The organism is Methylobacterium radiodurans, assembly GCF_003173735.1.
Taxonomy (GTDB): Bacteria; Pseudomonadota; Alphaproteobacteria; order Rhizobiales; family Beijerinckiaceae; genus Methylobacterium; species Methylobacterium radiodurans.
In genome coordinates this window covers 1,399,714-1,410,000 of sequence record NZ_CP029551.1, presented here as the reverse complement: position 1 = coordinate 1,410,000, position 10,287 = coordinate 1,399,714, and the positions used below count along the sequence as shown (strand labels likewise).

9 protein-coding genes are annotated in these 10,287 nt (G+C 73.0%); 5 read left to right on the top strand and 4 right to left on the bottom strand.

The genetic code is table 11. The features are described from left to right. Positions 1 to 269 precede the first annotated feature (269 nt). Both DK427_RS06300 and DK427_RS06295 read left to right on the top strand, forming a co-directional pair. Entirely contained in the window at positions 270 to 2,300 is a 2,031-nt protein-coding gene (locus DK427_RS06300) for a M23 family metallopeptidase (RefSeq protein WP_109950514.1), read from the top strand. Between the two features lie 198 nt (positions 2,301 to 2,498). Next, positions 2,499 to 3,590: a PAS domain-containing protein gene (locus DK427_RS06295; protein WP_109950513.1), complete on the top strand. Its 1,092-nt coding sequence runs from the start codon at positions 2,499 to 2,501 to the stop codon at positions 3,588 to 3,590. Here DK427_RS06295 and gluQRS read toward each other — a convergent pair. From gluQRS to DK427_RS06280, 3 genes are all read right to left on the bottom strand, one after another. Continuing rightward, positions 3,536 to 4,405 carry a tRNA glutamyl-Q(34) synthetase GluQRS gene (gluQRS, locus tag DK427_RS06290; RefSeq protein WP_245930821.1) on the bottom strand — a complete coding sequence of 290 codons (870 nt, stop codon included), beginning with the start codon at positions 4,403 to 4,405 and terminating at the stop codon, positions 3,536 to 3,538. The genes DK427_RS06295 and gluQRS overlap by 55 nt on opposite strands. Further along, positions 4,402 to 4,686 carry a hypothetical protein gene (locus tag DK427_RS06285; RefSeq protein WP_109950511.1) on the bottom strand — a complete coding sequence of 95 codons (285 nt, stop codon included), beginning with the start codon at positions 4,684 to 4,686 and terminating at the stop codon, positions 4,402 to 4,404. Before DK427_RS06285 ends, gluQRS begins: the two co-directional genes overlap by 4 nt. A 64-nt stretch (positions 4,687 to 4,750) precedes the next feature. Beyond that, positions 4,751 to 5,650, bottom strand: a complete 900-nt coding sequence (locus DK427_RS06280) for a LysR family transcriptional regulator (protein ID WP_109950510.1) — start codon at positions 5,648 to 5,650, stop codon at positions 4,751 to 4,753. 117 nt (positions 5,651 to 5,767) lie between these two features. Here DK427_RS06280 and DK427_RS06275 point away from each other — a divergent pair, with 117 nt between their 5' ends. After that, positions 5,768 to 6,214, top strand: a complete 447-nt coding sequence (locus tag DK427_RS06275; RefSeq protein ID WP_109950509.1) for a DMT family transporter — start codon at positions 5,768 to 5,770, stop codon at positions 6,212 to 6,214. 16 nt (positions 6,215 to 6,230) lie between these two features. On the opposite strand, the gene DK427_RS06270 is transcribed toward DK427_RS06275, so the two are convergent. Continuing rightward, positions 6,231 to 8,258, bottom strand: a complete 2,028-nt coding sequence (locus DK427_RS06270) for an ATP-binding protein (RefSeq protein ID WP_109950508.1) — start codon at positions 8,256 to 8,258, stop codon at positions 6,231 to 6,233. A 225-nt stretch (positions 8,259 to 8,483) separates the two neighbouring features. Here DK427_RS06270 and trpA point away from each other — a divergent pair, with 225 nt between their 5' ends. Both trpA and accD read left to right on the top strand, forming a co-directional pair. Continuing rightward, positions 8,484 to 9,314: a tryptophan synthase subunit alpha gene (trpA, locus tag DK427_RS06265; RefSeq protein WP_109950507.1), complete on the top strand. Its 831-nt coding sequence runs from the start codon at positions 8,484 to 8,486 to the stop codon at positions 9,312 to 9,314. Between the two features lie 65 nt (positions 9,315 to 9,379). Beyond that, the gene (gene accD, locus DK427_RS06260; RefSeq protein ID WP_109954038.1) at positions 9,380 to 10,285 is read left to right on the top strand and encodes an acetyl-CoA carboxylase, carboxyltransferase subunit beta; all 906 of its coding nucleotides are present in this window, start codon (positions 9,380 to 9,382) and stop codon (positions 10,283 to 10,285) included. Positions 10,286 to 10,287 lie beyond the last annotated feature (2 nt).

The window sequence follows — 10,287 nt, the reverse complement described above, 5'->3', positions numbered from 1 at the left end:
ATGAGCGGTGTCTACGCATGCCCAGCCGCCCCGTCAACACCCGGCACGACAAACACGCGAAAAATCCGCGACGGGCACGTGACGGGCAGCAGCACGCGATTGCGAGAAGCTGGCGGCGTTCAGGCGGGGCCTGCAACCGTCCGGCTCCGGGCCTCAATCTCGACACGCTGACACTCGACACGGTCGGGGTATGATACGCCCACCCGTCCATCGCGAAGCGCCCGCGGTGGAGGCTCGGCTTTCCCCGGCCCCTTTAGGGAATCGTTCGCGTGACGCGTGACCGCGTGAAGATCGGTGTGACCGGTGCGGCGGCGCCCGGCCAGGGCTTCGATCCGCCGCTCGACCTCCTCGGCCCCGAGGCATCGCGCATCGACCGCCGTGCCGTGAACCTGCGCTGGCTCTGCGCGAGCGCGCTCACCGGCCTGTCGGGCGCGGGCCTCATCTTCGCCGCGCTCCACGTCTCGCTCCAGGGCGAGGCCTCCTTCGCGGCGATCCCCGAGATCGCGACGGTGAGCCAGCGGCCCCAGGCGAGCGAGGGCGGCACGAACACCGCCCGCAAGGGCGACCGCCTCGTCCGCAGCGTGATGATCGCCTCGGCCAAGCAGAGCTACCGCGCGCCCGTGACGGTGAAGCTCGGCGACCGTGAGATCATCAAGGCCAAGCCGTTCGTTCGCCTCACCGCAGGGCTGTCCCAGAGTGTCGGGCTCTACGCCAGCGACATTCCGCCCTTCGATCCGATGAAGTTCGTCTCCGACGAGCCGGCGGAGCGCGTGAACGAGCCGAGCGCGGCCGACACGCCGGGCGCCGAGGTCACGGTGGTCAAGCGCAGCCTCGCGGACGCGTCCGTGGACCCGAACGCGCCCGCCCTCGGGGACGACGCCGTGACCGCCCAGGTCGAGGAGGAGCGCCGCGTCGCCGCCGAGGCGGGGCGCCGCGCCGCGATCCCGATCGCGCCGCAACTCCTGCTCTCGCGCACGCTGCAGCCGAGCGGCCCGGCGGCCGAGACCGGGGCGCCCGGCCGCGAGGGCAACCCGTTCCGCTCGATCGAGGTCCTCGTCGTGCCCGAGAACGTGACGAAGCTCGCCAAGACCGAGCTTCGCACCGGGGAGGCGCCGCTCGTGGAAGAGCGGGACCTCGCGCTCGCACGGGGCGAGACCCTGGAGGCGGCCCTGCGCGCCACGGGCTTCGCGGGCGACGAGCAGATCCGCGGCATCGTCACGGCGCTGGGCGGCCGGGCTCGCACCGGCACCCTCACGGAAGGCCAGCGCCTGCGGGTCCAGATCGCGCCGGGCGCCCGCCCCGCAGACCGGCGGCAGGTGACCCGCGTCGTGCTCTACGGGGAGAACGGCATCGAGGGGATCGCGGCGATCAACGACCGGGCGGCCTTCGTCTCGGTCGCGCCGCCGCCGGAGGACACGCCCTCGCGCAAGCCGCAAGCCCAGGCAGAGGCGAGCGAGGACGAGGAGGACGACGGCACCGGCCCGCGGCTCTACCAGAGCCTCTACGAGACGGCCGCCCGCCACGAGCTGCCGCGCGCCACCGTCGAGGACATCGTGCGGGTCTTCAGCTACGACCTCGACTTCCAGCGCCGGATCGGCGGCGGCGACAGCCTGGACGTGTTCTACACCTACGACGAGGATGCGGGGCAGAGCCCGGAGCGGCCCGATCTCCTCTACGCCGCGCTCAACCTCGGCGGCGAGACGCGCAAGATCTACCGCTTCCAGTCACCCGACGACGGTGCGATCGACTACCTCGACGAGCAGGGCCGCTCGCTGAAGAAGTTCCTGATCCGCAAGCCGATCGCGGACGGCATCATGCGCTCCGGCTTCGGCTACCGGCGCCACCCGGTGCTCGGCTACGCCAAGCTCCATACCGGCGTCGACTGGTCGAACCCGATCGGCACGCCGATCGTGGCGGCCGGCAACGGCACGGTGATCAAGGCCGAGTGGGATTCCGGATACGGCCGGCGCGTCGAGATCCAGCACCTCAACGGCTACGTCACCACCTACAATCACATGTCCCGGTTCGGGCGCGGCATCAGCGCGGGCACGCGGGTGCGGCAGGGTCAGGTGATCGGCTATGTCGGGTCCACCGGACTCTCGACCGGCGCGCACCTCCACTACGAGGTGATCATCAACGGCCATTTCGTCGACCCGATGAAGATCCGCGTGCCCCGCGGGCGCGAGCTCGACGGACGCCTGCTCGCCGAGTTCAAGCGCCAGCGCGACCAGATCGAGACCGAGATGCTGAAGGGCAAGACCGCCACCGCGCTCGCGCAGCGCGAGACCGCCGCGCGGTGAGCAGCCATCGGCTGTGCAATAGAAGCCAATACAACCAATGATCGCGATATGATCGCTGAGATCTGCGTTACTCAGCACTTCGCACCCTGAAGGATCATCACAGGTCATTGACAGACCCGAGGGTCCGGGAATGATTCGTGCCCGCGCACGGCATTCCGGGGCGCCCGCGCATCGCACATCGCAGCACTGGAAGACCGCATGACGCGGCCCGACGCCCCGCCCGAGGCCGGGCAGCAAGACTTCGGCCTCCCACTCCCCCCATTCGGGGCCGCCATGCAGGCCACGCGCCTGGCCATGACGATCACCGATCCGCGCCGCGCCGACAACCCGATCGTCTTCGCCAACGACGCCTTCCTGCGCCTCACCGGCTACGAGCGGAGCGAGGTCGAGGGCCGCAACTGCCGCTTCCTTCAGGGCCCCGGCACGGATCCGGGCGCGGCCGCGCGCATCGGGCGCGCCCTCGGCACCGGCCACGAGATCGGCTTGGACATCCTCAACTACCGCAAGGACGGCACTCCGTTCTGGAACGCCCTCTCGATCAGCCCGGTCCTGGGCGGGGCCGGCGAGGTGCAGTACTTCGTCGCCACCCAGACGGACGTCACGGAGCGCCTGCAGGACCTCCAGGACCGGACCACGCTGCTGCGCGAGGTCGATCACCGGGTGAAGAACACGCTGCAGATGATCGCGGCCCTGGTGGCGACCCAGATGAAGGCCGTCTCCGACCCGGGCGCGCGCGAGACGCTCGCGGCGACGCTGCGGCGGATCGAGGCCCTGGCGACCCTGCACCGGCGGCTGCACCAGTCGGACGACGTCGCCCAGGTCGCGATCGGCGCGGTGGTGGGCGACATCGTGGCGGACCTGCTCGCCGCGGCCGGACGGGCGGATATCGCGGTGACGCTCGATCTCGCGCCGCTGCGCGTGCCGGCCGAGACGGCCGCTCCCCTGGCGCTGATCGCGAACGAACTCGTCACCAACGCGCTGAAGCACGCCTTCGCGGACCGGCCGGGCCGGCTCACGGTGCGCGTCGCCCGCGTCGACGGCCGGGATCGGCTGGAGGTGGCCGATGACGGGCCCGGCATGTCCGAGCGCGCGCCGGGGGCCGCCACCTTCGGCACGACCATCGTGCGGATGCTGGCGCGCCAGCTCCGCGCCGGGCTGGACTGGGGGCCGGCCGAGCCTCAGGGCACCCGTGCGACCCTGATCCTGCCGGCGCGCGGGCCGGAGGAGGCCTCGCCTCAGGCGGGCGAGAAGCCCAGCGCGGCGCGCAGTTCGGCGGCCGCGACGCCCTGAGCCCGCAGGTCGGCGAGCGAGACCGAGCCGCGGGACTTGGCGAGCTTTTCGCCCGCCGCATCCCGGATCAGGGCGTGGTGGTGGTAGCGCGGACTCGGTAGCCCGAGCAGGCGCTGCAGCAGGACGTGCAGATCGGTCGCGGCCTCGAGATCCCGGCCGCGCACCACGTGGGTGACGCCTTGCGCCGCGTCGTCGTGCACGACCGCGAGATGGTAGCTCGTCGGCACGTCGCGCCGGGCGATCACCGCGTCGCCCCAGCGCGCCGGGTCGGCGGCGACGCGCCACTCCCCGCCGTCCGGCCCGAAGGCCGTGTAGATGTGTGGCCCCGGCGCCGCGGCGAGCGCCCGGGCCATGTCGAGGCGCCAGGTGTGCGGCGTGCCCGCCTCCACGCGCGCCCGCACCGCGATAGGATCGAGACCGCGGCAGGTGCCCGGATAGAGCGGAGCGCCGTCCGGGTCGCGCGGGGGATCGGCGCTGCCCGCCGAGCTGTCGCGGATTTGCCTGCGGGAGCAGAAGCACGGATAGGCGAGGCCCGCCGCGGCGAGCCCGTCGCGCACAGCCGCGTAGTCCGCCATGTGCTCGGACTGGCGCCGGACCGGACCGGACCAGGTGAGGCCGAGCCAGGCGAGATCCTCCAGGATCGCCGCCACGAGTTCCGGCCGCGAGCGGACCGGGTCGATGTCCTCGATGCGGAGCGAGAGGCGGCCGCCGAGGCGCCGGGCGATCTCGGCGTTGAGCAGCGCCGAGTAGGCGTGGCCGCGGTGGAGGCGCCCGTTCGGGCTCGGCGCGAAGCGGAGATGGGCCGGCGCGCTCACCCGCCGCGGCGCTGGCAGCGCGGCTCCCCGGGCGTGCAGGCGATACCGGGCAGGGAGCAGGCCGGCCCCTCGGCGCGGCGCTGGCAGACCTGGCAGCCGTCGCTCCATTCCTGGCAGGCGAGGTCGTCCGCGGGCGACACGGGCCGCTCCGGCCGGGCCGCCGGCAGCAGGGCGCCCAGCAGCACGGTCGCGACGGTGACCGTGACGATCCCCCAGGCCGCGAGCGTGCCGCGATCCTGTGCCGAATCCGGCTGCGTGGTCTGTGCCGTGGTCTGTGCCATGTCGGTTCTGTTCGCCGGGCGCCGCGTTCCTGTCAACGCGCAGGCCTGTCAACGCGCAGGCCTTTTAGAACGCATGGCCCGGGAGCGCGTCGCGCTCGGCCTTCAGCAGGTCGATGAGGCGTTCGGCGAGCTGCTCGGGCGGCCGCCCCGCGGGCCGCAGCAGCATCGTCGCGATGGGGAGAGACGGCTGGAAGGGGCGCAGCACGATCGGCAGCCCGCCCAGCGCACGCGCCGGCACCGGATCGACGACGGCGAGGCCGAGCCGTTCGGCCACCAGTCCGCAGCGTGCCGCCGTGTACTGGGCCATATGGACGAAGCGCGGAGCGAGGCCGGCCTGCGCGAATCGCTCCTCGACCGCTTGCTGGACGGTGCCCGAGGCGCCCGCGATCAGCGCTTCGCCCGCGAGATCCTGCACGGTGATCGTCCGCTTGCGCGCGAGCGCGTGCCCCCGCGGCAGGGCGCAGACCGCATCGACCCTGAGGAAGATCTCAGCATCCACGCCTGCGAAGCCCGTTCGGGGCCGGGCCAGGCCGAGGTCGCACCGGCCGGACGCGACCCACGACCAGATCGTATCGGGGCTCGGCACGTGGACCGCGACGCGGGCGCCCGGGTACTCCGCCAGCAGGGACCGGACGGCGCGCGGCAGCAGGCGGCCTGCAAGGGCGGGTTGGCAGGCGACCCGCAGCGGCCCCGTGCCCGTCTCCCGGATTTGCCGGGCAGCTGTCCGAAGGTGGTCCAGCCCCGCCCAGGTTCGCTCGACTTCACGGGCGAAGGCTTCGCCCTCACGCGTGGGCAGCGCGCTGCCATGACCGCGCAGGAAGAGAGGAAATCCGAGATCCGTCTCGAGCTGCGCGATGGCGCGGCTCACGTGGGGCTGGCCGATCCCGAGCGCCGCGGCAGCGCGCGTCATCCCGCCATGGCGGAGCACGGCGCGGAACAGGTCGAGATGAGCCGGATTCATCATGCCTGTCCTGCATGGACGCGGAGGATCCGGGCATTTGACGGCATGTCCCGTCGATGATTGTCAAGGAACGCCAGAGCGGCCCGCGGGGCGGCCCGCCGCCCGGACGATCAGGTCTCGATGCTCGCTCTCCTGCTCCCATCTGCCCTCGCCGTCGCCGCCGGCATCAGCATCGTCGTCCAGCAGGCGCTGAACGCGAACCTGCGTCTCGCCCTGAACTCGGCTGCCTGGTCGGGCGTCGTCAGCTACGCCGTCGGGCTGGCCTGCATGGGGCTGCTCACCCTCGCGCTCAAGGATCCGCCCCCCGCCGCGAGCCTCGCGCTGCGCCTTCCCTGGTGGGCCTGGAGCGGCGGATTGTTCGGCGCGCTCTTTGTCGCGCTGGCGATCTTCCTCGTGCCGCAACTCGGGGCCGCGACCTTCATCGCACTCCTCGTGGCCGGGCAGATGTTCGCCTCCCTCGCCTTCGACCATTTCGGGTGGATGGGCCTCGCTCGCCAGCCGATCGATCCGACACGGCTCCTCGGCGCCCTCCTGCTGATCGGCGGGGTGATCCTGATCCGGCGCTGAGCGGGCGCCTCAGAACTCACGCCGCCCGCTCTAGGAGGGCCGGCAGCGCCTTCAGGTTCAGGGGCTTGGCCAGGAAGCCGTCGAAGCCGGCGGCGAGCGCGGCCTGCTCGTCCTCGCGGCCCGCATTGGCGGTGAGCGCCACGAGGTGCAGCCGCGACGCGCCGGGCTCCTCCACGGCCCGGATGCGCCGGGCGGTCTCGTGCCCGTCGAGGTTCGGCATGCGGACGTCGATGAGCGCGAGGTCGAAGGGGCCGGCATCGTCGAGGCGGGCGAGCGCCTCCAGCCCGTCGGCGGCGTGCACCACCTCGGCGCCGAGCCGTTCGAGCGCGCGCGTGGCGAGCAGGGCGTTGATCGGATTGTCCTCGGCGAGCAGCACCCGGCGCCCGGCGGCCGCCCGGGCAGCGGCGGGACCGGCCGGCGCGGGCGCCGCGTCGGCAGGGCTCGGGGCGAGCAGGCGGTCGAGCAGGGAGCGGGCGCGCACGGGTTTGATCAGGTAGCTGTCGAAGCCCGCGGCCGCGGGCGCCCCGAAGGCGCGCCGGTCGAAGGGCGAGAGCAAGATCAGGCCGCAGCGCACGCCGCGGAGCCGCGCCGCGTCGGCGAGGCGGCGCACGCACGCGTCGCCGAGCGCCCGGTCGGCGATGAGCGCGTCGAAGGCGGCACCGGCCAGGGCGTCGAGGCCGGCCTCGAGGCTCCCGGCGAGCACGGCCGACGCCCCGGTCCGGCCGAGCATGCGCGCCAGATAGGGCGCCTGGAAGGGCGAATCGGCCACGATCAACACCCGCCGCCCGGCAAGCGCCGGCCCGGGTGCCGTCTCGGACGGAGCCAAATCCTCCGGCACGGCGGCAAGCGGCAGGATCGCCCGAAAGGTCGAGCCGCGTCCCGGCTCGGACTCCGCCTCGATCCGTCCGCCCATCCGGATCGCGAGCCGGCGGGTGATGGCGAGGCCGAGACCCGTGCCCTCGTGGCGGCGGCTCGCGCTGTCGTCGCCCTGCGCGAACTCCTCGAAGAGCAGCGGCAGCCTGTCGGCCGGGATGCCCGGGCCGGTATCGGAGACCGAGAGGCAGATCCCCTCCGAGACCCGGCTCACGGACAGGCCGACGCCGCCCGCGGCGGTGAACTTCACGGCGTTGCCCGCGAGGTTGATGAGGATCTGACGAACCCGGTCCGCGTCGCCCCGGACCAGGGCGGGCACGTCCCCGGCGACGTCGAGGGCGATCTCGATGTCCTTGTCCTGGGCGCGCGGCGCCAGGAGCTCCACCACGCCCTCGGCCAGCCCGGCGAGGTCGAATGGCTCGTCGGCGAGGTCGAGCCGACCGGCCTCGATGCGGGAGAAGTCGAGGATGCCATCGATCAGCCCGAGCAGCGCCTTGCCGCTGGTGCGCACCGCCTCGACATAGGTGCGCTGCTCGGCATCGAGCCCGGTGCCGAGCACGAGTTCGGTCATGCCCAGGATGCCGTTGAGCGGCGTGCGGAACTCGTGGCTGACGGTGGCGAGGAAGCGGGACTTGGCGACGTTGGCGGCCTCCGCGCGGGCGAGCGCCCCGTCGAGCGAGCGCACCGCCTCGACCCGGCCGGTGATGTCGGTGCCGGCGCAGAGCAGCTGGGGCGCTCCCTTCCCCTCCCCCGAGGCGCCGCCGACCGGCATCTCCACGAAGGAGAACCAGCGCATCCGGCCCTGCGCGTCCCGGATCCGCCGCTCCGAGCGGCGCACGCCGTCCGCGTCGGTGCCGGACGGCCCCCGCTCGATCACCTCGGGCTCCGCGGTCGAGCCGACGAGGTCGAGCGGGTCGCGGCCGAGGAGCCGGGCGTAGCCGTCGCTCGCGAAGGTGATGCGGCCGCGCGCGTCGCGCTGGACGATGACGTCCGTGGTCGCGGCGACAAGCGCCCGGTAGCGCTCCTCGCTCTCGGCGATGCGCCGGATCCGCGCGTGCAGCTCCTCCGCGGAGGGCACTTCGGCCCGGGGCCGGCTCCGCGTGCGTCCGACGAGGAGACCGGCCGACAGGCCGGCCAGGACCAGCAGGGCGGCGAGGATCAGGTCGTGCATGCGGGCGGCCCGGGCTTCCCGCGCGGGAGGCCCGCGCCGTCCCAACCCTCCCGCAGGATCCCTGAAGGCTCCGTCAGCGAAGGCGCTTAACCGGAGCTTGCGGTGATCCGCGAAACCCGCCCGCGCTTCACGGGCCGGCCCCGATGGTGTAGGCGCGGCGGCTCGACCCCGTCCGCGGCCCCCGCGTCCCAGGGTCCCAAGGGCACGAACCGACAGCCACCGACCATGCCGAGCCGCATCGACGCCGTTTTCGCCCGCTGCCGCGCGGAGGGGCGTGCCGCCCTCGTCACCTACGTGATGGCGGGCGACCCCGACCCCGAGACCTCCCTGAAGGTGCTGGAGGCGCTGCCGGAGGCCGGGGCCGACATCGTCGAGTTCGGCCTGCCCTTCACCGACCCGATGGCGGACGGCCCGGCGATCCAGGCGGCGGGCCTGCGCGCCCTGAAGGGCGGCCAGGGCGTGGCCCGGACCCTGGAACTCGTCACCCGCTTCCGGACGGGGAACGCCGACACGCCCGTGATACTGATGGGCTACTTCAACCCGATCCACACCTACGGCGTCGCCCGCTTCCTCGACGACGCGGTGGCGGCGGGCATCGACGGCCTGATCGTGGTCGACCTGCCGCCCGAGGAGGACGAGGAGCTCTGCCTGCCGGCGCTCGCCAAGGGGCTGGCCTTCATCCGGCTCGCGACCCCGACCACCGACGATGCGCGCCTGCCGGCCGTCCTCGCGAACACGGCGGGCTTCGTCTACTACGTCTCGATCACCGGCATCACCGGCACGGCGACGCCCGATTTCGGCAAGGTCGCGGAGGCGGTCGCGCGCATCGGCCGCCACACCGACCTGCCGGTGGTGGTGGGCTTCGGCGTGAAGACGGGCGCGCACGCCGCGGCCATCGCGCGGGGCGCCGACGGTGTGGTGGTGGGCTCGGCGCTGGTCGACGCGCTGCACCGCTCCCTCGACGGGGAGGGCCGCGCGCAGGGCGGCACCGTCGAGGCGGTCGCCGGGCTCGTGCGCGAACTCGCCGCGGGCGTGCGGTCCGCCGAGCGCCGCTAACCCTGGCGCCCACGGCGCAGCACCACGATATCGCCCTCCGGACAAACACAGCACGGGCCGGCATGATGGTAGAGCCGATGAACTGGATCTCGGAGGTCGTGCGCCCCAAGATCAAGACCCTGTTCAAGCGCGAGACCCCGGAGAACCTCTGGGTGAAGTGCCCGGATACCGGCCAGATGGTCTTCCACAAGGAGGTGGAGGCCAACCACTGGGTGATTCCAGGCTCCGAGCACCATCTGAAGATGAGCGCGGCCGCCCGCCTCAAGATGATGTTCGACGAGGGCACCTGGATCGACGTGGCACTCCCTGAGGTCGCCACCGACCCGCTGAAGTTCCGCGACGAGAAGCGCTACGTCGATCGCCTGAAGGACGCCCGCGCCAAGACCGGCCTGCAGGACGCCTTCAAAATCGGCTTCGGCCGGGTCGGCGGCCTGCCGATGACGCTCGCCGCCCAGGAATTCGGCTTCATGGCGGGCTCGCTCGGCATGGCGGCCGGCGAGGCCTTCGTGCGCGGCGCCGAGACGGCACTGGAGAAGCGTACCCCCTACGTGCTGTTCGCGGCCTCGGGCGGCGCGCGGATGCAGGAGGGCATCCTCTCGCTCATGCAGATGCCCCGCACGACGGTGGCGGTGCGCCGCCTCAACGCGGCCCGGCTCCCCTACATCGTGGTGCTGACGAACCCGACCACGGGCGGCGTCACGGCCTCCTACGCGATGCTGGGCGACGTGCACCTCGCCGAGCCCGGGGCGCTGATCTGCTTCGCGGGCCCCCGCGTCATCGAGCAGACCATCCGCGAGAAGCTCCCCGACGGCTTCCAGCGGGCCGAGTACCTGCGCGACCACGGCATGGTCGATCAGGTGGTGCACCGCCACCAGCTCAAGGAGACGATCGCCCGGATCTGCGGCCTGCTGATGGACGTGCGCCCGGCGGCGGCCGCGCCGCAGCCGGCCCCGGCACCCGAGGCCGCCTGAGG

What these genes read in the sequence shown, in the direction of transcription:
- DK427_RS06270 (WP_109950508.1), bottom strand. Translation starts at nt 8,258, where the DNA reads ATGCACGACCTGATCCTCGCCGCCCTGCTGGTCCTGGCCGGCCTGTCG.
- trpA (WP_109950507.1), top strand. Translation starts at nt 8,484, where the DNA reads ATGCCGAGCCGCATCGACGCCGTTTTCGCCCGCTGCCGCGCGGAGGGG.
- DK427_RS06285 (WP_109950511.1), bottom strand. Translation starts at nt 4,686, where the DNA reads ATGGCACAGACCACGGCACAGACCACGCAGCCGGATTCGGCACAGGAT.
- DK427_RS06280 (WP_109950510.1), bottom strand. Translation starts at nt 5,650, where the DNA reads ATGATGAATCCGGCTCATCTCGACCTGTTCCGCGCCGTGCTCCGCCAT.
- DK427_RS06295 (WP_109950513.1), top strand. Translation starts at nt 2,499, where the DNA reads ATGACGCGGCCCGACGCCCCGCCCGAGGCCGGGCAGCAAGACTTCGGC.
- accD (WP_109954038.1), top strand. Translation starts at nt 9,380, where the DNA reads ATGGTAGAGCCGATGAACTGGATCTCGGAGGTCGTGCGCCCCAAGATC.
- DK427_RS06275 (WP_109950509.1), top strand. Translation starts at nt 5,768, where the DNA reads ATGCTCGCTCTCCTGCTCCCATCTGCCCTCGCCGTCGCCGCCGGCATC.